An 18,975-nucleotide genomic window follows, 5' to 3' on the forward strand; every position below is an offset into this window, starting at 1 on the left:
CGCAGCAGCCCATCGGCGACAACGGCTTCGGTTTCGATCCGGTGATGTTCCTGCCCGCGTTTGGCAAGACCTTCGCGCAATTGCCCACCGAGGTGAAGAACGCGAACAGCCACCGCGGGCGCGCAGCCCAACAGATGCTGGAGTTGATGCGCGAGCGCTGGTTCGCGCCGGCGGCCGGCGCTGCACCATGAGTGCCGACCAGCCGGTGTCCTGGCCCGGTGGTCTGCCCGGCCACAAGCCATCGAAGCCCGAGGCGCCCTGGAACGACGTGCGTCACTGGATGCGCCCCGGCACCTTGCAACTGCAAAGCCTGCCGCCGCTCTCGCTCTACATTCATCTGCCGTGGTGTTTGAAGAAGTGTCCGTACTGCGATTTCAATTCGCACGAGTGGAGCGCCACCTCCGAGCCCGGTCAGCCGCTGCCCGAGGCGCGCTATCTGGACGCCTTGCGCGCCGACCTGGAAGCCTCGCTGCCGCTGATCTGGGGCCGCACGGTGCACAGCGTGTTCGTTGGCGGTGGCACACCCAGCCTGTTTTCACCCGCGGCCATCGACCGCCTGCTGGGCGATGTGCGTGCCCTGCTGCGGCTCGATGCCGACGCCGAGATCACGTTGGAAGCGAACCCGGGCACTTTTGAGAAGGACCGTTTCCGCGCGTTTCGCGAAGCGGGTGTGACGCGCCTGTCGATCGGTGTGCAGAGTTTCAACGACGTGCATCTCAAAGCGCTGGGCCGCGTGCACGACCGCGACCAGGCGATGGCCGCGGTGGAAGAAGCCGCGCAGGCCTTCGACACCTTCAACCTCGACCTCATGTACGCCCTGCCCGGGCAGACGCTGGCCGACTGCGAGGCCGACGTGCGCACCGCGCTGTCGTTTGCGCCGCCGCACATCTCCATCTACCACCTCACGCTGGAGCCCAACACCTACTTTGCCAAGTACCCGCCAGCGCTGCCGCCCGAGGACGAAGCCTGGGACATGCTGGACCGCATCACCGAGCTCACGGGCGAGGCGGGGCTGCAGCGCTACGAGGTGTCGGCCTATGCGCGCGCGGGGCACCGCAGCTGGCACAACACCAATTACTGGCAGTTCGGTGACTACCTGGGCATTGGCGCGGGCGCGCACAGCAAGCTGAGCTTTGCCCACCGCGTGGGGCGCCCGGTGCGCGTGCGCGAGCCGCGCCTGTACATGGAGCGCGCGCTCGCGGGCAACGCGGTGGTGAGTGCCGACGAAGTCTCGCGCAAGGCGCTGCCGTTCGAGTTCATGCTCAACGCCTTGCGGCTCAAGGAAGGCTTCAGCCTGCAGCAGTTCATGGAACGCACGGGTTTGCCGCTCTCCAGCATTGAAGCCGGACTCGCGCTGGCGGCCCAGAAAGGCTTGATCGAGCGCGATGCGGTCCGCGTGTGGCCCACCGAGCGGGGCTTCGATTTCCTCAGCGACCTGCAGGAAATTTTTCTGGCGGACTGAAGCCGCCCCGGCTCACGCGGCGTGCAGGCTGAAGCCCACGCGTGTGGTGCCGCCACTCGACTCGGCCGCAGGGAATCCGTCGTGCATGCGCGCGATGGCCGCCACGATGGACAGGCCCAGTCCGTGGTGCGGCTTGTCCGCCTCGCCGCGCGACACGTCGGCACGGAAGAAACGGTCGAACAGGCGCGGCAGATGCTCGGGCTCGATCGTGGGGCCGGCGTTTTCCACCCACAGCCGCACGCTGTCCCCGGCTTCGCGCGCGATGCGCACGCTCAGCGTGGAGCCCGCATCGGCGTAGCGGATCGCGTTGCCCAGCAGGTTGGACAGCGCGCGTTTGACCAGCGGCTCGTCCACCGACAGCGCGGTGTCGCCTTCGATGGCCACGGTCAAGCCGCGCTCTTCCATGGGTGCCTCGTGGAACTCCACCACCTGCCGCACCAGCTGAGCCAGGCTCACCGCCGCGCCGCGGCGAGCCTTCACGCCACGGTCGGCCTGCGCCAGGAACAGCATGTCGTTGACGATGGCCGCCATGCGGTGCAGCTCCTCCAGGTTGGAGTGCAGTGTGTCTTCCAACTCACCCGCTGTGCGTTCGCGGCTGAGCGCCACCTCGGTGTGGCCAATGAGGTTGGCCAGCGGCGTGCGAAGTTCGTGTGCGACATCCGCGTTGAAACCTTCGAGCTGTGCATAGGTGCGCTCCACACGCTGCATCAGGCCATTGAACTGGTCGATGAGGGGCTGGAGTTCTTCCACGGGTTCGGCCAGCGAGAGCCGCTGCCCGAGGTGGCGCGCGTCGATCGCATTCGTCTGCGCGGCCAGGTCGATCAAGGGCCGCAGGCTGGAGCGCACCCGCCAGAACGTGCCCCAGCCCACCATCGCAGCCCCGGCCAGCACCGCCACGATCAACAGCAGTGCCATGCGCTGGGCGGTCTTGGCGTCTTGGGAGCAGTCGAGCATGAGCTCGCCTTGCAGCGGTGCTGCACCCTGGTTCAGAGGCACGTCAAACGCCATGGAGCGCACGGCGGGGTTGTCCACGGCGAAGGTGGGCGCCGTGTCGCGGTAGAGCTCGCTGCCATCAGCGCGCCTGAGCTGCACGAAGGTGCCTGGGCGGCGCTCTGCCAGCCAGGCCAGTTTGTTCCTGATCTCGGCTTCTCCGCCCGAGTGGCCAGCGTCGCGCACCACATCGACCAGCACGGCGGTGTAGCTGCGCAGTTCTTCCTCGTGCTTGGCGGTGAACAGCATGGTGGTGGCGCCGTGGATGAACGCCAGCAGCACACCCAGGCCGATCACGGTCTGGATGGCCAGCAGCAGCGACAGGCGCCGGCCGATGGAGTACGCACACGGCGCTGTGCTCATGCCCGCTCCTCCAGCACATAGCCCATGCCGCGCACGTTGTGCAGCAGCTTGGGCTTGAACGGATCGTCCATCTTGGAGCGCAGGCGGCGCACCGCGACCTCCACCACGTTGGTGTCCGAGTCGAAGTTCATGTCCCACACCTGCTCGGCAATGGTCGTGCGCGACAGGATCTGACCCTTGCGCCGTGCCAGCAGCGCCAGCAAAGAGAACTCCTTGGCCGTGAGGTCCAGCCGCTGCCCGGCGCGCCAGGCTTTGCGGCTGAGCAAGTCCATCTCCAGGTCGCTCACCGCCATGCGGGTGTTGGTTGATTCGGTGGCGGTCGGGCCCCGGCGCAGCAGCGCGCCCACGCGGGCCAGCAGTTCAGAGAAAGCAAAGGGTTTGACGAGGTAGTCGTCGGCACCGGCCTGCAGGCCCTGCACGCGGTCTTCCACCCGGTCGCGCGCGGTGAGCATGAGCACCGGTGTGCCGCGTTTCTGACGCAACGCCGACAGCACACCGAAACCATCGATGCCCGGCAGCATGATGTCGAGCACCACCAGCTGGTAGTCGCCGTCGAGTGCGAGGTAACGGCCTTCGATGCCATCGCGCGCCACGTCCACCGTGTAGCCAGCCTCGGACAGGCCACGCCTGACGTAGTCGGCGATCTTGGCTTCGTCTTCAATCACCAACACGCGCATGGCAGGGTCCATCTGGGTTGCAGGGCAGGGGTGTGAAACCCCCGGGGGTGACCTGAATTGTCCCGGAAACCGCCTTTTTGCTGCATTACGAATTCGTCATCCTGGCGTTCGGGAAACGACACGCTCGGTTTTTAAAGTTTGTCCTGTGCCCAACACAGAGGCACAACAGTCTCCCTCCAACGCTCTCACAAGGAATCATCATGAAACTCTCGACCAGCCTCCTCCTGCCCTTCGTTTTTGCCGCCACCGCAGGCACCGCCATGGCCCAGAACGCCCCCCTGACCCGCGCCGAAGTACAGGCCCAGGCCATCGCCGCCCGCGATGCCGGCCAGCTCGGTGACCGCGACCTCATCATGTTTTATGAGCCCGCTGGCGTCGGCAAGACCCGTGCACAAGTGGTTGCCGAACTCGCCGAAGCCCGCCGCCTGGGCCAGCTGGGTGACCCGGACACGGTGACGTTCAAAGCGCCCGCCGGCCCCGGCAAGACCCGCGCACAAGTGAAGGCCGAGTTGGCCGAAGCCCAGCGGCTCGGCCTGGTGAACGTGACCGACAACAACTACCCGGTGACCATCACGGCCGAGCAAGCCGAGCAGATTCGCCAGGCCGGCCTGCGCGCTGCGGGCGACATGAAGGTGGGTCAATTGAACCGGTCATGATGCGAACGAGCCGCCTGGCGCAACACCACCAACGGGCCTGCGGGCCCGTTGGTTTTTCTGTCTCCGGACAACCGTGGTGGCTGCCCGGTTTCAGTTCATGCGCCACAGCGCAGACGTGCGCGAGAGCAGCAGTTGCGCGCGCAACCGGATCACCTCGCAGGACAGCGCCTGCACTTCGGCCTCTTTTTCGCGCAGCAAACGCGAGACGCGGTCCTGCAACGCGCCCAGGTGCCGGGCGAGCGCCGCGTGTTCGCGCACCACACCCGCCGGCATGGCACTCACTGCACCGTGGAGGCGGTGGTGTGCCACAGGCGGCGCTCCGGCAGCAGGTCGTCGTTGGTCAACGAGGCGCGCGTCACGGTTGCATCATTCGCCGTCACCAGGGCGTCCCAGTGCTGGTGCATGCGCTGAACCACGGTCCGAAAGTTCGGTGTGAGCTCCGGGTGTTGGCCCATGAAAAACAAGTTGGAGCGGATCTTGCGCCCCATGAGACCGCGCTGCGTCGCGCAGGCGCTCTGGGCGTGGCCCGTCATCAGCGCCAGCGTGCCAGCGAGCATCGCCTCGGCGCAGGGCATCACGTGTTCTTCGTCTTCATGCAATTCGGGTTCGGTGTTCACAGAGGTCTCCAGGCAAGGGTGTGGATGTCGCGCTTGCGCGCGCACGGTGCTGGCTGCCGGTCTGGATTCGAGCGTGACGAACGACTGGGTGTGGCTTGCAAGGCCATCATAAATGCGAATGAATCGCATTTGCAAGAAACGGAGGCGGAATGTTTTGCAAGCGGGTGTTTCTTGCCTTGATCGCGCTCGCGAAGACCAGAAAAAAAGGGCCTTGATTGCTCAAGGCCCTTGAATTCGTTGGCGGAGACGGTGAGATTCGAACTCACGGACCCTTGCGAGTCGGCAGTTTTCAAGACTGCTGGTTTAAACCGCTCACCCACGTCTCCGGATGCGGTCGCAACGCACGGATTTTAGCCTGCGATGGCGGCTGGCTCGGCTTGCGGCTGGGGCAGCATGCCGCGCGTCTCGATGAAGCGCACCACCTCGTCCACACCGGCCAGCGTCTTGAGGTTGGTCATGACCCAGGGGCGGCGCGCGCTGTCGGGGCGCATGCGGGCGGTGTCGGCCTTCATCACTTCCAGGTCGGCGCCCACGTGCGGGGCCAGGTCGGTCTTGTTGATGACGAAGAGGTCGCTCTTGGTGATGCCGGGGCCGCCCTTGCGCGGGATCTTTTCGCCCGCGGCCACGTCGATCACGTAGATGGTGAGGTCGCTGAGTTCGGGGCTGAAGGTGGCGGCCAGGTTGTCGCCGCCGCTCTCGATGAACACCACGTCGGCGTCGGGAAACTCACCAAGCATTCGGTCGATGGCCTCCAGGTTGATGGAGGCGTCTTCGCGGATGGCGGTGTGCGGGCAGCCACCGGTCTCCACGCCCATGATGCGTTCGGCCGGCAGCGCGCCGCTCACGGTCAGGATGCGCTGGTCTTCCTTGGTGTAGATGTCGTTGGTGATGGCGATCAGGTCGTAGCGCTCGCGCATGGCCTTGCACAGCATTTCCAGCAGCGTCGTCTTGCCCGAGCCCACGGGGCCGCCGATGCCCACGCGCAGCGGGGGCAGGTGCTTGGTGCGGCGGGGAATGTGGTGCAGGGGGGTCATGAGCGGAACAGGCGTGAGTACTGGGTTTCGTGGCGCGCGGAATGGATCGCCAGCAGGGGGGTGAAGGCCTGGCGGTCATTGTCGTGCAGGGCGATGGCGTGGTCCACCGCGGCCGGGATCTGCTGCGCCAGGCACGCGAGCATGCGCTGGCCGGCGCTCTGGCCCAGCGGCACCGACTTGATGGACGCCTGCACCATGTTCTCGCACCAGCCGAAGGCGTAGCCGACCAGGCTGTCGTGCACGCTGGCTGCGGTGCTGGCCGCGGCGCAGGCGCAGGCCACGGGGTAGGTGGGTGGGTCCAGGCGGGCGCTGTGCAATTGTTCAAACACGCCGGTGCCCAACTCGCCGAGTTCGCGAGCCCACGCCTGCAGCGAGCGCCCCATCTGTTCGCTTTGCAGGCGGAATTCGAGCGTCTCGCGGGTCTGCAGCACCCAGTGGTTCAGCGTGTTGATGCGGTCCAGATCGTTCGCGCGCCAGGCCGGAATGGCCTGCGCCACCACCGCCAGGTCGCTGCGCGCGAGACTCAGGTGCAACTGGTCGGTGAGCCAGGCGGCGGCGCTGTGTTCGTCACACACCAGGCCGGCGTCCACAGCCGATTCAAGCCCTTCGGAATACGAAAAACCGCCCACCGGCAGGGCGGGGGAGGCGAGCCAGAGGATCTGCAGCAGGCTGGCGGCCGAGCGGGGCGGCGCCTCGCCCAGGTCAGCCGTGGTCATGGTTGTGGTGGGGGTGGTCGTGTCCGTGGTGGCCGTGAGCCTCGTGGGCACCGTGCGCGTGAACGTCACCGGCGCCATGAGCGCCATAAGCGCCGGCCTCGGGTTCGAACGGTTCGCGCACTTCCACCACCGTGAGGTGCATGGCGCGCAGCATGTCGGCCAACACATGGTCGGGTTCGATCTTCAGGTGGTCTGGCCGCAGCTCGATGGGCACATGCCGGTTGCCCAGGTGGTAGGCCGCGCGCATGAGGTCAAAGGCCTGTTCGTGGGCCGGATGCTCGGGGCAGGCGGTGATGCGCAGCACCGGCTGGGGAGCGGCCACCACGCGCAGCAGCGAGCCGTCTTGCGTGAGCAGCACGTCACCACCCCGCACCACGGTGCCGCGTGGCAGGAACACGCCCACGTGGCGCTCGTCGGAGGCCACGGTGTCGAAGCGGCTCTTCTGGCGGATGTCCCAGTCCAGCACCAGCTGCGCGGCGCGTTGCACCAGCGGCTTGGCCAGGCCTTGGCCCTGGGGAATGAGTTTGGAGACTTGCAACATCAGGTCGTGGTTCAGAACAAAAAGTAGCGCTGCGCCAGGGGCAACTTGATGGCGGGCTCGCAGGTGAGCAGCACGCCGTCGGCCCGCACCGCGTAGGTTTGTGGATCGATTTCCATCCTGGGCAAGAGGCTGTTGTGCACCATGCTGGCCTTCGTCACATTGCGGCAGCCGCGCACCGCGTCCAGCGTCTTGCGCAGGCCGTAGCGCTCGCCCACACCGGCCGAGAGCGCCGCTTGTGAGACGAAGGTGAGGCTGCTTTGGGCCATGGCACCGCCGAAGCTGGCGAACATGGGCCGGTAGTGCACCGGTTGCGGTGTGGGAATGGAGGCGTTGGGGTCGCCCATGGCGGCCAGCGCGATGCTGCCGCCCTTCAAGATGAGCGCGGGCTTCACGCCGAAGAACGCCGGCTTCCACACCACCAGGTCGGCCCACTTGCCGACTTCGAGCGAACCCACGATGTGCGAGATGCCGTGGGCAATGGCCGGGTTGATCGTGTACTTGGCGATGTAGCGTTTGACGCGGAAGTTGTCGTTGCGTGAATCCCGATCAGCCTGAGCTTGTCGAAGGCCAGGCTCAGCCCGACCCTTCGACAGGCTCAGGGCGACCGGTTCGGGTGCGAGCCAGCCGCGCTGGCTTTTCATCTTGTCGGCCGCCTGCCAGGTGCGGATGATCACCTCGCCCACGCGGCCCATGGCCTGACTGTCGCTGCTCATCATGCTGATGGCGCCCATGTCGTGCAGGATGTCCTCGGCCGCGATGGTCTCGCGGCGGATGCGGCTCTCGGCAAACGCCAGGTCTTCGGGAATGCCGGCGTCCAGGTGGTGGCACACCATGAGCATGTCCACGTGCTCGTCCAGCGTGTTGACCGTGTAGGGCATGGTCGGGTTGGTGGAGCTGGGCAGAAAGTTGGCCTCGCCCACCACGCGCAGGATGTCGGGCGCATGGCCTCCGCCCGCGCCTTCGGTGTGGAAGGCGCAGAGGCTGCGGCCCTTGGTGGCGGCGATGGTGTCTTCCACGAAGCCCGACTCGTTGAGCGTGTCGGAGTGAATGGCGACCTGGGTGTCTGTTTCTTCGGCGACATCAAGGCAGTTGCTGATGGCGCTCGGGGTGGTGCCCCAGTCTTCGTGCAGCTTCAGGCCGATGACACCGGCGTTGATCTGTTCAAACAGCGGGGCGGGCAGGCTGGCGTTGCCCTTGCCCAGAAAACCCAGGTTCATGGGCAGGCCGTCGGCGGCTTGCAGCATGCGTTCGATGTGCCAGGGGCCGGGTGTGCAGGTGGTGGCAAAGGTGCCGGTGGCCGGGCCGGTGCCGCCGCCGAGCATGGTGGTGATGCCGGAGGTCAGCGCCTCGTCCACCTGCTGCGGGCAGATGAAGTGGATGTGGCTGTCGATGCCGCCGGCGGTGACGATGTTGCCTTCGCAGCTGATGACCTCGGTGCCCGGGCCGATGACGATGTCCACACCGGGTTGGGTGTCCGGGTTGCCGGCCTTGCCGATGGCGACGATGCGCCCGCCCTTGAGGCCGATGTCGGCCTTGACGATGCCCCAGTGGTCGATGATCACGGCGTTGGTCATCACCGTGTCCACGGCGCCTTCGGCTCGGGTGCGCTGGCTTTGCGCCATGCCGTCGCGAATCGTCTTGCCGCCGCCGAACTTGACTTCTTCGCCGTAGCCGCCGGCGGCCAGGGTGAAGTCTTTCTCGATCTCGATCATGAGACCGGTGTCGGCCAGGCGCAGGCGGTCGCCCACGGTGGGGCCGAACATGTTGGCGTAGGCGCTTCTTGAAATCGTGCTCATGCGAGCTTTCCTTGAACGAGGCCACGGAAGCCATACACGACGCGGTCACCCGCGTAGTCCACCAGCTCCACCGTGCGTTGTTGGCCGGGCTCGAAGCGCACGGCGGTGCCGCTGGCGATGTTCAGCCGCATGCCGTGTGCAGCAGCGCGGTCAAAGTCGAGCGCGCCATTGACCTCGGCAAAGTGGTAGTGCGAGCCCACCTGGATCGGGCGGTCGGCGCCGTTTTTCACCACCAGGGTGTGTGTGCGCCGACCGGGGTTGAGGGCGTGTTCGCCTTCGTCGGTGAAGAGTTCGCCGGGGATCATGGTTGCCTCTTTCAGTGCTTGCCGCTGGACCACCACAGCGCCACGGCAATGGCCACCACCACGCCGAGGAAGCCGAGCGTGTCGGTGGAGTGCCAGTGGGAACCGAACAGGCCGTGGCCGTCGTGGGCGAGGGCGGGCACGCAGAAGGCAGCGGCGGCAAAGAGGGCGGTGGCGAGGCGCATGGGGGCTTTCGGTGAAGGCATCAGGGAATGGGTTGGTGCACGGTGACGAGCTTGGTGCCGTCGGGGAAGGTCGCTTCCACCTGGATGTCCGGGATCATCTCGGCGATGCCCTCCATCACATCGGCGCGGGTGAGCACGTTGCGCCCCTCGCTCATGAGCTGGGCCACGGTCTTGCCGTCGCGCGCGCCCTCCATCACGGCCGCGCTGATCAGGGCCACGGCCTCGGGGTAGTTGAGCTTCAGGCCGCGGGCCTGGCGCCGCTCGGCCAGCAGGGCAGCGGTGAAGATCAGCAGCTTGTCTTTCTCTCGGGGCGTGAGTTCCATGGTGGTGCGTGCGTTCTCGGTGGTGCTTGAGTGACTTGGTCAGCAATTCCCGTGCCCCGAGCCGGCTCCATCGGCAGCGTGGCACGAAAGCTGCAGAAACGCCGTGTGACAACCATACCCATCGTCCCCATCAGAACCGCTACCGCGCCCACCGCAGGGCAGGAGCCCGGGCAGGACGCACCCCAGCGCATCACCCGCGTGCGCCGCGACTACAACAGCTGGGTCGGCAGCGAGACCATGGAGGACTACGCGCTGCGCTACACCCCGCAGCGCTTTCGCAAATGGAGCGAATGGCGCGTGGCCAACACCGCGTTTGGTGCCGCCTCGTTCCTGATTCTGGAGGCCGTGGGCGCCACGCTGCTGGTGCAATATGGCTTTGTGAACGCCGCGCTGGCCATCCTGTGCACCGGCTTGATCATCTTTTTTGCGGGCTTGCCCATCAGCGTGTACGCCGCGCGCTACGGGGTCGACATGGACCTGCTCACGCGCGGCGCGGGCTTTGGCTACATCGGCTCCACCATCACCTCGCTGATCTACGCCACCTTCACCTTCATCTTCTTTGCGCTCGAAGCGGCGGTGATGGCCTACGCGCTGGAGCTCGCGCTCGACATCCCGCCCGCCTGGGGTTACCTCATCTGCGCGGTGGTGGTCATCCCGCTGGTGACGCACGGGGTGTCGGTGATCAGCCGCTTTCAGGTCTGGACCCAGCCGCTGTGGCTGGTGATGATGGTGGTGCCTTTTGGGGCGGTGGCGGTTATGGCGCCCGAGACATTCACCAACGTGGTGCGGTACGGGGGTGAGTCTGGTGCGGGCGCGCGGTTTGACTGGCACTTGTTTGGTGCGGCGCTCACGGTGGGTATCGCGCTCATCACGCAGATGGGTGAACAGGCCGACTACCTGCGCTTCATGCCGGCCAAGGAAAAGGGCCGGGGCCTGCGCTGGTGGGCCGGTGTGCTGGCGGGTGGGCCGGGCTGGGTGCTGCTGGGCGTGGTGAAGATGTTGGGCGGCGCGCTGCTGGCGTACCTGGCCATCAGCCACATGGTGCCGCCCGATCGTGCGGTGGACCCGAACCAGATGTACCTCGCGGCCTACGAATACGTGTTCTCCGACTACGGCTGGGCGGTGGCGGCCACGGCGCTGTTTGTGGTGGTCTCGCAGCTCAAGATCAACGTGACCAACGCCTACGCCGGCTCGCTGGCCTGGAGCAACTTTTTCTCGCGCATCACCCACAGCCATCCCGGGCGCGTGGTGTGGGTGGTGTTCAACACCTTCATCGCTTTCATGCTGATGGAGATGAACGTGTTCCAGGCGCTGGGCCAGGTGCTGGGCGTGTACTCCAACATCGCCATCGCCTGGATCATGGCGGTGGTGGCCGACCTGGTGATCAACAAGCCGCTGGGCTGGAGCCCCAAGGGCATCGAGTTCAAGCGGGCGTATTTGTACGACATCAACCCGGTGGGCGTGGGTGCGATGGGCCTGGCTTCCGTGTTGTCCATCGTGGCGCACATGGGGCTGATGGGCGAGGGCGCGCAAGCGTTTTCGGCGGTGATTGCGATGGTCACGGCGTTTGTGACGGCGCCTTTGATTGCATGGGGCACGCAGGGGCGGTATTACATTGCACGCGCTTCGGGGGTTGGCGATGTTGCGACGGGTTTGCGCGCGGGCCCTCACCCCCGCCCTCTCCCAGAGGGAGAGGGAGCCGTGCGGGGAGAGGGAGTCAAGGCACGCTACTCGCTGCAACGGTGTGTTGTGTGTGAACGTGAATACGAAGCGCCCGACATGGCGCACTGCCCCGCCTACCAGGGCGCCATCTGTTCACTCTGCTGCACGCTCGACGCGCGCTGTGGCGATCTCTGCAAACCGCACGCCAAGCTCTCCGAGCAGTGGATGGGCGCGCTGCGGCGCGTGTTGCCGCGCTCCATCTGGCCTTACCTTGAAGCGGGCCTCGCGCACTACCTGCTGCTGATGTTCGTGATGGCGCCGGTGCTCGCGGCGGTGCTCGGTTTGTTGTACCGCCAGGAGGTGCAGGGGCTGGCGCAGCGCATCGGTCTTTCGGCCAACGCCGGCTTGCTCGACGCTGCCTTGCGCTCGGGTTTTGTGCGGGTGTACGCCGTGCTGCTGCTGATCGCGGCCACGGTGGCGTGGTGGCTGGTGCTGGCGCACAAGAGCCGCGAGGTGGCGCAGGAAGAGTCGAACCGGCAGACGCGGTTGCTGATGCAGGAGATCGAATCGCACCGCCTCACCGACGAAGCTCTGCAGCAGGCGCGCCTGGCGGCCGAACACGCCAACCAGGCCAAGACGCGCTACATCAGCACCATCAGCCACGAGCTGCGCACACCGCTCAACAGCATCCTGGGTTATGCGCAGCTCTTGCAGGAAGACACCGGCATGGCGCCGCACCGTGCGCAGGCCATCCGTGTGATCAACCGGGGTGGTGAACACCTGCTCTCGCTGATCGAGGGCACGTTGGACATCGCGCGCATCGAGTCCGGCAAGCTCGCGCTCGACGTGCGGCCCATGGCCTTTGCCGGCGCCATGCAGGAGGTGGCGGGCATGTTCGAGCTGCAGGCCAGCGCCAAGGGCCTGCGTTTTGTGTTCGAGTCCGGCAGCCGCCTGCCCGACACGGTGCGCGCCGACGAAAAGCGCCTGCGCCAGATCCTCATCAACCTGTTGGGCAACGCGGTGAAGTTCACCCACACGGGCCAGGTGCGCCTGCGCGTGACGCATGCGCGCGAGATGGCGCAGTTCGAGGTGCACGACACCGGCCCCGGCATGCGCGCGCAAGACCTGGAGCGCGTGTTCGAGCCGTTCGCACGCGGGCAAAACGAAGCCGCGGCTCCTGGCCCGTCCACCGGCACCGGCCTGGGGTTGACGATTGCCAAGATGCTCACCGACCTCATGGGCGGCGAGATGACGGTGCGCAGCGCACCGGGCGAGGGCTCGGTGTTCACCGTGCGCCTGTTTCTGCCCGAGGTGCACGGCGCGGTGCTGCCGCGCCCGTTGGCCCTGCCCAGCCACGCGGGTTACGAGGGCGCACGCCGGCGCGTGCTGGTGGTGGACAACGAAGAGGCAGACCGCGAGCTCATCCAGCGCTGGCTGGCACCGCTGGGCTTCGATGTGATGCTGGCCACCAGCGGGCTGGACGCGCTGGCCTTGCTCGAAGGTCTGCACCCCGGTGAGGCCGGTGCGCCCGACGCCGTGTTCATGGACCTGGCCATGCCCGGCATCGACGGCTGGGAAACCATGCGCCGGCTGCGCGCCGGGGGCTGGGGCGGGGTGCCGCTGGCGATTGTGTCGGCCAATGCGTTCGACAAAGGATTGGACAACGATCTCGGCCACCGTCCGCAAGACTTCTTTGTGAAGCCGGTGCGCCGCGACGACCTGCTCGGCTGGCTGGGCCAACGCCTGCAACTGGTGTGGATCGAGGTGGCGGCGTCGGAGGCTCCATTGCAACCCTCTGCGCCGGTGGGGGCTCCCGGGTCGGACCACGACTTCGAACCCTTGCTGGCGCTCGTGCGCCTGGGCTACTACAAGGGCATCGTGCAGTGGCTCGACGACTGGGTGCAGGACCACCCCGAGCAGGCGGGTTTCGCGCAGCAGCTGCGCACGCTCGCGCGCGAGTTCCGCTTTGACGCCATCGAGCAGCAACTGCTGCAGCGCCATGTCTGAGTTCACCCCCACCCGCCACAGCGGCACCGTGCTCGGCCCGGCGCCGCTGCAACAGGCCGACAAGCTCATCGTGCTGATCGTGGACGACGTGCCCGACAACGTGGCGCCGCTGCACGACGCGCTGGACGACGCGGGCTACACCGTGCTGGTGGCGCTCGACGGCGAGAGCGCCATCCGCCGCGCCACGCAGGCCCTGCCCGACGTGGTGCTGCTGGACGCGGTCATGCCCGGCATCGATGGTTTTGAAGTGGCGCGCCGCCTCAAGGCGCAGCCGGCCACCGCGCACATCCCCATCATCTTCATGACCGGCCTGACCGAGACCGAACACCTGGTGGCCGCACTCGACGCGGGCGGCGCGGACTACGTGACCAAACCCATCAAGCCGCGCGAGGTGATGGCGCGCATGGGCGTGCACCTGCGCACCGCGCGCCATGTGCGCCAGGGCGCGGTGGAGCGCAGCCAGGCGCGCAACGCACTGGATGCGTTCGGCTACGCCACCATCACCGTGCGCGAGAGCGACGGCCGCCTGATGTGGCAAACGCCGCTGGCGCGCGACCTGCTGCGCAACTACTGCGGCACCGAGTCACCCACCACACCACCGGCCGTGCTGCAGTGGCTGCGCCGCCACCTGGGTGAAGCCAGCGAACAGCGCGAGCCACCCCGCCTCACCCTGGAAAACGGCCCGCGCCGCCTCACCTTCCGGTTGCACCAGCGCGTGGGCGATGAAGACGGGGAGGTGGACGCCGGGGGCGACTGGCTCATCGTGATGCAGGAGACGTCGGACGCCAGCGTGCTCTCCAGCGTGGCCGGCGCCTTTGGCCTCACGGCGCGCGAGGCCGAGGTTTTGTACTGGGTGGTCAAGGGCAAGATCAACCGCGACATCGGCGACATCATCGGCGCCAGCCCCGCCACCGTGAAAAAACACCTGGAGCGCATCTACGCCAAGCTCGGCGTGGAAACCCGCACCGCAGCGGCGGCGATGGCCATCAACCGCGTGCCGCTGCTGCAGCCGCAGCACGGCGGCTGAGCCCGGTCCCAGCCGGGCTCGCGGTTCACTCCGTGATGTTGTTCGCCTTGATGAACGCCGACCAGGTGGTCATCTGCTTTTCCACGAAAGGCTTGAACACCTCGGGGCCACCGCCCACCACGTCGATGCCCTGTTCGTCGAGCTTTCTGGCCACGTCCGGGCTTTTGAGCGCGGCGGCCACGGCGGCGTGGATGCGGCTGGTGATGGCTGGCGGCAGCTTGGCCGGGCCGATCACACCCCACCAGGCGGGAGCGTCGAAACCGGGGAAGCCACTCTCGGCGATGGTGGGCACGTTGGGCATGTCCTTGGCGCGCTTGCTCGTGCTCACCGCCAGCGGTGTCACGTTGCCCGAGTCGGCGTGCGGTTTGATCAGAAACAGCGAGCCCACAGCCAGCGGCACATGCCCGCCCACCGCGTCGTTCATCAGCGGGCCCCCGCCTTTGTACGGCACGTGGGTCCAGTCAAAGCCGGCGTTCTTGGCCATCTGCGCAATCGCCAGATGTCCCAGGCTGCCGGTGCCGATGGTGCCGTAGCTGTTGTTCTTCTTCGCTTTGGCCTCGGTCACGAGCTGGGCGAAGCTTTTGATGGGCGAACCCTTGGTGGCCGCCAACACCATGGGTGCGGTACCGATGAGCGTGATGTGCTCCAGATCCTTCATGGTGTCGAAGGCAATGCCGGGCTTGAGCGCCGGGTTCACCGCGTGCGTGTCGAACACCACGCCGATGGTGTAGCCATCGGGCGCGGCCTTGGCCACCGCTGCGGTGCCGATCACGCCTGACGCGCCACCGATGTTCTCCACGACCACCGACTGGTTGAGCTGCACGCGCAGCGCTTCACCCAGGATGCGCGCGACCTGGTCGACCGATCCGCCCGGTGGGAAGACGGCGATCACACGGATCGGCTTGGCCGAGGGCCACTCCTGCGCAAAGGCCACCGAGGTCGAGGTCGCCACCACCGTGGACACCAGGGCGCCCACCACGAGTTTTTTCAGCATGTCTTGTCTCCGTCGGGTTGTTGTGACCCGATGGTAAGCATGCACACCCAAGCATCGACAGATCGATAACCCTAGTGATTCAGGCCCGCACGATCAGCGCGGCCCGCAGCTCGCGGATGCGTTGGTCGATGTAGTAGCCGCCGTACTCGGTGTAGCGAAGAAACGGGAAACCGCATGCTTTGCAGGCCCACACCTCGCAGCGGTTGTAGGGGTGGTGGGCCAGCGAAATCGGCGCGTCGGCCGACCACACATCCACGCCGACCGGGCGGTGCTCTTCCAGCGTGGGTTCATCGTCGCCTGGCAGCCAGAGCGCGCCCAGGGGCTGCAGCGCGGCGCCGTCTTGCGAAGCGGGGAACGACTCCCAGCCCGGGCTGGCGTAGGGCCGGCAGGTGGGGCAGGGGGCGGGGGCGGTGTGGGCCAGCGCAAGCGTGGTCACGGCGTCCGGGGTCAGGCGTTCGGGTGCGGGTGGGGTGGGCATGCGGCCGATGCTACTGGAGGAAAGGGGCGGTGATGCTCGGTTGTGGCCGTGTTCGATGCCGTATTGATGCCGTACCATGCGCCCATGACCACCTTTGCCGAATCCCTCAAAAAAGAGATCGCCCGAGTAGCGCGCAAGGAACTGCGCGATGAAATCGGTGCGCTGCGCAAAACATCGCTTCTTCAGCGCACCGAGATCGCTGCCCTGAAGAAGCAGCTCAAGGCCTTGCAGAGCCAGGTGAACCGGCTCGGCAAGGTGCGGCCCGAGCCGGCGCGGGCCGCCCTGCCTGCGGCCAGCGCCGCGAGCGTGGCGCATCCCCGGGGCAAACCCGGGCGCAAGGTGGTGTTCACTGCGGAGCGATTGAAAACCCAGCGTGCCCGGCTCGGCCTCACGCAGGAACAGATGGCCAGGCTGCTGGGTGTGTCGTCGCTCTCGATCTGGAAATGGGAGTCCGGCGGCGCTGCTCCACGCGCCTCGCGGGTGCCCAAGATCCTGCAACTGCTCGCGCTGGGCAAGCGCGAGGCTCTGGCGCGGGTGGAGCCTGAGGCGCCTTGAGCGAGGCTCAGCCCTTGCGCGTCAAGGTTTCCACCGGCACATAGAACTCACGGCCTGCGGCCTTGAATTCGGCCGACTTCTCGGCCATGCCTTCTGCCAGGGCTTCGGCCTCGCCCAGTCCTTTCTTTTCAGCGTAGTCGCGCACGTCCTGCGTGATCTTCATGGAGCAGAACTTCGGCCCGCACATGCTGCAGAAGTGCGCCTCCTTGCTGCTGTCCTTGGGCAAGGTTTCGTCGTGGAAATCGCGCGCGGTGTCCGGGTCCAGGCCGAGGTTGAACTGGTCGTGCCAGCGGAACTCGAAACGCGCCTTGCTCATCGCGTCGTCGCGCGCGCGTGCGCCCGGGTGGCCCTTGGCGATGTCGGCCGCGTGGGCGGCTATTCTGTAGGCGATCAGGCCCTGCTTCACGTCGTCGCGGTCGGGCAGGCCCAGGTGTTCCTTGGGCGTCACGTAGCACAGCATGGCCGTGCCCATCCAGCCGATCATGGCCGCGCCGATGGCGCTGGCAATGTGGTCGTAGCCCGGCGCGATGTCGATGGTGAGCGGGCCCAGCGTGTAGAACGGCGCCTCGTGGCAGTGCTTCAACTGCTCGTCCATGTTGGCCTGGATCAGGTGCATGGGCACGTGGCCCGGCCCTTCGATCATCGTTTGCACGTCGTGCTTCCACGCGGTCTGCGTGAGCTCGCCCAGCGTCTTGAGTTCGGCGAACTGCGCCTCGTCGTTGGCATCGGCGGCGCTGCCGGGGCGCAGGCCGTCGCCGAGCGAGAAACTCACGTCGTAGGCCTTCATGATCTCGCAGATCTCGTCGAAGTGCGTGTAGAGAAAACTCTCGCGGTGGTGCGTGATGCACCACTTGGCCATGATGGAGCCGCCGCGCGAGACGATGCCGGTGCGCCGGCTGGCCGTGAGGTGGATGAAGGCCAAACGCACACCGGCGTGGATGGTGAAGTAGTCCACGCCTTGCTCGGCCTGCTCGATCAGGGTGTCGCGGTAAATGGCCCAGGTGAGGTCTTCGGCCACGCCGCCCACCTTTTCCAGCGCCTGGTAGATCGGCACCGTGCCGATGGGCACCGGCGAATTGCGCACGATCCAGTCGCGCGTGGTGTGGATGTTGCGGCCGGTGGAGAGGTCCATCACGTTGTCCGCGCCCCAGCGGATCGCCCACACGAGTTTGTCCACCTCTTCCTCGATGCTGGAAGTGACCGCCGAGTTGCCGATGTTGGCATTCACCTTCACCAGGAAGTTGCGCCCGATCGCCATCGGCTCGACCTCGGGGTGGTTGATGTTGGCCGGGATGATGGCGCGCCCGCGCGCCACCTCGTCGCGCACGAACTCGGGCGTGATCAGCGCCGGAATGCGCGCGCCCATGGGGTTGCCGCGCAGGCGGGCTTCGCGCGTGGTGTCACCCAGGTACTCGGCCATCCATTCGCGTTTGCCGTTCTCGCGCACCGCCACGTATTCCATCTCGGGTGTGACGATGCCGCGGCGCGCGTAGTGCATCTGCGTCACGTTCATGCCACTGCGTGCGCGACGCGGTGTGCGCTGCAGGCCGGCGGCTTGCGCGCGCAGCGCTTCGATGCGTTCGATGGTGGTGTCGTTCTGGCGCGCCTCGTTCTTCACGCCATCGTCCAGCGCCTGGCGGGCGCGGCCGGCATAAGTTTCGGTGTCGCCGCGTGCGGCAATCCACGCGCCGCGCACATCGGGCAGGCCCTGCGTCACGTCGATGGCGGCCGTGGGCTCCGAGTAAGGGCCCGAGGTGTCGTAGACCACCACGCGTTCGCCGTTGGTGAGCGCGATCTCGCGCATGGGCACCTGCACACCGGGCTGCTGGCCGGGCACGTACAGCTTGCGGGAGGCGGGGAAGGGTTCGCGGCTGAGGGCGAACGGTGTGGCGGGCAACTTGTCGGGGGCGTTCATGGTGGCGGTCTCCGGTTCCGGTGGATGGGCAGTGAATGCTCCGGAGGACCGCCCCAGGGACCGCGACGGCGGGTGTGCCATCTCCGCGTTGACAAACGGAGGAGGTGGTCACCCACATGCCGCGTGGGGCATGCGCTCTTCTTTCGCCGGTACTAACCGGATCAAGTTCACGGGTTTGGCTGGTGAGCCATCTCAGCGCCCGACCTTTTCAGATCGGTGCACCCCGGAGCAGGTGGGAGTGTATGCGGTCTGCTCGCCTTCTCTGCTCAGACCCAGCTGGCGGCCAGCACCGGCGTGAGCGTGGAGCGCTGGTCTTGCGACAGCGTGATCTGCCCGGGTGCCGGTGGATTGAAAGCCGCCATGGCCTGCACCAATTGATCCACCTGGCTCGACAACAGTGTTTGCCCGCTGCTGGTCTCGAACGCGTCGATGCGCAGGGGCGTGCTGCCGTACCAGCTGTTGAGCCGCACCGTGTCGTCGGTGCCGATGATGCTCACCTCCAGGTTCGTGTTCACGCGGCGGAACCACAGTTGGTCGGCATCGATGCCTTCGAGGAAACGCAGCGTGTCCTGCGTGGCCAGGCCCGCATCGGCTGTGTAGTCGGGGTTGTGGATCTCGTCGCGCCCGTCGCCCCGCCCGAACAGGTAGGTGTCGGAGCCTGCGCCCCCGTTCAAG

21 protein-coding genes, 1 tRNA gene and 1 riboswitch are annotated in these 18,975 nt (G+C 66.8%); of the genes, 6 read left to right on the forward strand and 16 right to left on the reverse strand.

The annotated features are described in order from the left end of the window. Both ACN4F8_RS17970 and hemW read left to right on the forward strand, forming a co-directional pair. A partial coding sequence (locus tag ACN4F8_RS17970) for a non-canonical purine NTP pyrophosphatase (RefSeq protein WP_419474818.1) occupies window positions 1-191 on the forward strand: 191 nt, incomplete at its 5' end. 89 nt (window positions 192-280) lie between these two features. Continuing rightward, a complete protein-coding gene (gene hemW, locus ACN4F8_RS17975; RefSeq protein ID WP_419474836.1) occupies window positions 281-1,462 on the forward strand; it encodes a radical SAM family heme chaperone HemW in 1,182 nt (393 codons plus the stop codon). A 12-nt stretch (window positions 1,463-1,474) separates the two neighbouring features. Here the strand turns inward: hemW and ACN4F8_RS17980 are convergent, their stop codons facing one another. Both ACN4F8_RS17980 and ACN4F8_RS17985 read right to left on the reverse strand, forming a co-directional pair. Beyond that, complete coding sequence (locus tag ACN4F8_RS17980; protein ID WP_419474819.1) at window positions 1,475-2,815, reverse strand: heavy metal sensor histidine kinase; 1,341 nt, start codon at window positions 2,813-2,815, stop codon at window positions 1,475-1,477. Further along, window positions 2,812-3,492, reverse strand: a complete 681-nt coding sequence (locus ACN4F8_RS17985; protein WP_419474837.1) for a heavy metal response regulator transcription factor — start codon at window positions 3,490-3,492, stop codon at window positions 2,812-2,814. Before ACN4F8_RS17985 ends, ACN4F8_RS17980 begins: the two co-directional genes overlap by 4 nt. A 200-nt stretch (window positions 3,493-3,692) precedes the next feature. Between ACN4F8_RS17985 and ACN4F8_RS17990 the strand changes: the two genes are divergently transcribed. Next, window positions 3,693-4,148, forward strand: a complete 456-nt coding sequence (locus tag ACN4F8_RS17990) for a DUF4148 domain-containing protein (protein WP_419474820.1) — start codon at window positions 3,693-3,695, stop codon at window positions 4,146-4,148. A 90-nt stretch (window positions 4,149-4,238) separates the two neighbouring features. Here the strand turns inward: ACN4F8_RS17990 and ACN4F8_RS17995 are convergent, their stop codons facing one another. From ACN4F8_RS17995 to ACN4F8_RS18040, 10 genes are all read right to left on the reverse strand, one after another. Continuing rightward, window positions 4,239-4,430 carry a hypothetical protein gene (locus tag ACN4F8_RS17995; protein ID WP_419474821.1) on the reverse strand — a complete coding sequence of 64 codons (192 nt, stop codon included), beginning with the start codon at window positions 4,428-4,430 and terminating at the stop codon, window positions 4,239-4,241. Continuing rightward, window positions 4,427-4,765: a hypothetical protein gene (locus ACN4F8_RS18000; RefSeq protein ID WP_419474822.1), complete on the reverse strand. Its 339-nt coding sequence runs from the start codon at window positions 4,763-4,765 to the stop codon at window positions 4,427-4,429. Before ACN4F8_RS18000 ends, ACN4F8_RS17995 begins: the two co-directional genes overlap by 4 nt. A gap of 238 nt (window positions 4,766-5,003) precedes the next feature. Further along, window positions 5,004-5,091 (reverse strand) — tRNA-Ser (locus ACN4F8_RS18005). A gap of 24 nt (window positions 5,092-5,115) precedes the next feature. Next, window positions 5,116-5,799 (reverse strand): urease accessory protein UreG, encoded by a 684-nt coding sequence (gene ureG / locus ACN4F8_RS18010; protein WP_419474823.1) that lies wholly within the window; start codon window positions 5,797-5,799, stop codon window positions 5,116-5,118. After that, window positions 5,796-6,515 (reverse strand): urease accessory protein UreF, encoded by a 720-nt coding sequence (locus ACN4F8_RS18015; protein WP_419474824.1) that lies wholly within the window; start codon window positions 6,513-6,515, stop codon window positions 5,796-5,798. The genes ureG and ACN4F8_RS18015 overlap by 4 nt, the downstream gene beginning before the upstream one ends. After that, window positions 6,502-7,056: an urease accessory protein UreE gene (gene ureE / locus ACN4F8_RS18020; RefSeq protein WP_419474825.1), complete on the reverse strand. Its 555-nt coding sequence runs from the start codon at window positions 7,054-7,056 to the stop codon at window positions 6,502-6,504. Before ureE ends, ACN4F8_RS18015 begins: the two co-directional genes overlap by 14 nt. A gap of 11 nt (window positions 7,057-7,067) precedes the next feature. After that, window positions 7,068-8,852 carry an urease subunit alpha gene (locus ACN4F8_RS18025; RefSeq protein WP_419474826.1) on the reverse strand — a complete coding sequence of 595 codons (1,785 nt, stop codon included), beginning with the start codon at window positions 8,850-8,852 and terminating at the stop codon, window positions 7,068-7,070. Further along, window positions 8,849-9,157, reverse strand: coding sequence for an urease subunit beta (locus ACN4F8_RS18030; protein WP_419474827.1), 309 nt, complete (start codon window positions 9,155-9,157; stop codon window positions 8,849-8,851). Before ACN4F8_RS18030 ends, ACN4F8_RS18025 begins: the two co-directional genes overlap by 4 nt. A gap of 11 nt (window positions 9,158-9,168) precedes the next feature. Continuing rightward, window positions 9,169-9,360, reverse strand: coding sequence for a hypothetical protein (locus tag ACN4F8_RS18035; protein ID WP_419474828.1), 192 nt, complete (start codon window positions 9,358-9,360; stop codon window positions 9,169-9,171). Next, window positions 9,360-9,662, reverse strand: coding sequence for an urease subunit gamma (locus ACN4F8_RS18040; RefSeq protein WP_291087853.1), 303 nt, complete (start codon window positions 9,660-9,662; stop codon window positions 9,360-9,362). The genes ACN4F8_RS18035 and ACN4F8_RS18040 overlap by 1 nt, the downstream gene beginning before the upstream one ends. A gap of 105 nt (window positions 9,663-9,767) precedes the next feature. Here ACN4F8_RS18040 and ACN4F8_RS18045 point away from each other — a divergent pair, with 105 nt between their 5' ends. Together ACN4F8_RS18045 and ACN4F8_RS18050 are read left to right on the forward strand one after the other, a co-directional pair. Next, on the forward strand, window positions 9,768-13,331 hold the full coding sequence (locus ACN4F8_RS18045; RefSeq protein WP_419474829.1) for an ATP-binding protein: 3,564 nt from the start codon (window positions 9,768-9,770) through the stop codon (window positions 13,329-13,331). Then, a complete protein-coding gene (locus ACN4F8_RS18050; protein WP_419474830.1) occupies window positions 13,324-14,358 on the forward strand; it encodes a response regulator in 1,035 nt (344 codons plus the stop codon). Before ACN4F8_RS18045 ends, ACN4F8_RS18050 begins: the two co-directional genes overlap by 8 nt. A gap of 25 nt (window positions 14,359-14,383) precedes the next feature. Here the strand turns inward: ACN4F8_RS18050 and ACN4F8_RS18055 are convergent, their stop codons facing one another. Both ACN4F8_RS18055 and ACN4F8_RS18060 read right to left on the reverse strand, forming a co-directional pair. Beyond that, the gene (locus ACN4F8_RS18055) at window positions 14,384-15,352 is read right to left on the reverse strand and encodes a tripartite tricarboxylate transporter substrate binding protein (RefSeq protein WP_419474831.1); all 969 of its coding nucleotides are present in this window, start codon (window positions 15,350-15,352) and stop codon (window positions 14,384-14,386) included. 79 nt (window positions 15,353-15,431) lie between these two features. Further along, window positions 15,432-15,830: a hypothetical protein gene (locus tag ACN4F8_RS18060; protein WP_419474832.1), complete on the reverse strand. Its 399-nt coding sequence runs from the start codon at window positions 15,828-15,830 to the stop codon at window positions 15,432-15,434. An 84-nt stretch (window positions 15,831-15,914) separates the two neighbouring features. On the opposite strand from ACN4F8_RS18060, the gene ACN4F8_RS18065 reads away from it, so the two are divergent. Beyond that, entirely contained in the window at window positions 15,915-16,385 is a 471-nt protein-coding gene (locus ACN4F8_RS18065) for a helix-turn-helix domain-containing protein (RefSeq protein ID WP_419474833.1), read from the forward strand. Between the two features lie 7 nt (window positions 16,386-16,392). Here ACN4F8_RS18065 and thiC read toward each other — a convergent pair whose 3' ends face one another. Further along, on the reverse strand, window positions 16,393-18,300 hold the full coding sequence (gene thiC / locus ACN4F8_RS18070; protein WP_419474834.1) for a phosphomethylpyrimidine synthase ThiC: 1,908 nt from the start codon (window positions 18,298-18,300) through the stop codon (window positions 16,393-16,395). Window positions 18,301-18,421: 121 nt separating this feature from the next. After that, window positions 18,422-18,536, reverse strand: a riboswitch (TPP riboswitch). Window positions 18,537-18,566: 30 nt separating this feature from the next. Next, window positions 18,567-18,975 (reverse strand): calcium-binding protein (locus ACN4F8_RS18075; protein ID WP_419474835.1); only part of this gene is annotated, 409 nt, incomplete at its 5' end.

Origin of the sequence: Hydrogenophaga sp. (genome assembly GCF_048549895.1) — a bacterium.
Taxonomy (GTDB): domain Bacteria; phylum Pseudomonadota; class Gammaproteobacteria; order Burkholderiales; family Burkholderiaceae_C; genus Hydrogenophaga.

What these genes read in the sequence shown, in the direction of transcription:
- hemW (WP_419474836.1), top strand. Translation starts at nt 281, where the DNA reads ATGCGCCCCGGCACCTTGCAACTGCAAAGCCTGCCGCCGCTCTCGCTC.
- ACN4F8_RS17980 (WP_419474819.1), bottom strand. Translation starts at nt 2,815, where the DNA reads ATGAGCACAGCGCCGTGTGCGTACTCCATCGGCCGGCGCCTGTCGCTG.
- ACN4F8_RS17985 (WP_419474837.1), bottom strand. Translation starts at nt 3,492, where the DNA reads ATGCGCGTGTTGGTGATTGAAGACGAAGCCAAGATCGCCGACTACGTC.
- ACN4F8_RS17990 (WP_419474820.1), top strand. Translation starts at nt 3,693, where the DNA reads ATGAAACTCTCGACCAGCCTCCTCCTGCCCTTCGTTTTTGCCGCCACC.
- ureG (WP_419474823.1), bottom strand. Translation starts at nt 5,799, where the DNA reads ATGACCCCCCTGCACCACATTCCCCGCCGCACCAAGCACCTGCCCCCG.
- ACN4F8_RS18015 (WP_419474824.1), bottom strand. Translation starts at nt 6,515, where the DNA reads ATGACCACGGCTGACCTGGGCGAGGCGCCGCCCCGCTCGGCCGCCAGC.
- ureE (WP_419474825.1), bottom strand. Translation starts at nt 7,056, where the DNA reads ATGTTGCAAGTCTCCAAACTCATTCCCCAGGGCCAAGGCCTGGCCAAG.
- ACN4F8_RS18025 (WP_419474826.1), bottom strand. Translation starts at nt 8,852, where the DNA reads ATGAGCACGATTTCAAGAAGCGCCTACGCCAACATGTTCGGCCCCACC.
- ACN4F8_RS18030 (WP_419474827.1), bottom strand. Translation starts at nt 9,157, where the DNA reads ATGATCCCCGGCGAACTCTTCACCGACGAAGGCGAACACGCCCTCAAC.
- ACN4F8_RS18035 (WP_419474828.1), bottom strand. Translation starts at nt 9,360, where the DNA reads ATGCCTTCACCGAAAGCCCCCATGCGCCTCGCCACCGCCCTCTTTGCC.
- ACN4F8_RS18040 (WP_291087853.1), bottom strand. Translation starts at nt 9,662, where the DNA reads ATGGAACTCACGCCCCGAGAGAAAGACAAGCTGCTGATCTTCACCGCT.
- ACN4F8_RS18050 (WP_419474830.1), top strand. Translation starts at nt 13,324, where the DNA reads ATGTCTGAGTTCACCCCCACCCGCCACAGCGGCACCGTGCTCGGCCCG.
- ACN4F8_RS18055 (WP_419474831.1), bottom strand. Translation starts at nt 15,352, where the DNA reads ATGCTGAAAAAACTCGTGGTGGGCGCCCTGGTGTCCACGGTGGTGGCG.
- ACN4F8_RS18060 (WP_419474832.1), bottom strand. Translation starts at nt 15,830, where the DNA reads ATGCCCACCCCACCCGCACCCGAACGCCTGACCCCGGACGCCGTGACC.
- ACN4F8_RS18065 (WP_419474833.1), top strand. Translation starts at nt 15,915, where the DNA reads ATGACCACCTTTGCCGAATCCCTCAAAAAAGAGATCGCCCGAGTAGCG.
- thiC (WP_419474834.1), bottom strand. Translation starts at nt 18,300, where the DNA reads ATGAACGCCCCCGACAAGTTGCCCGCCACACCGTTCGCCCTCAGCCGC.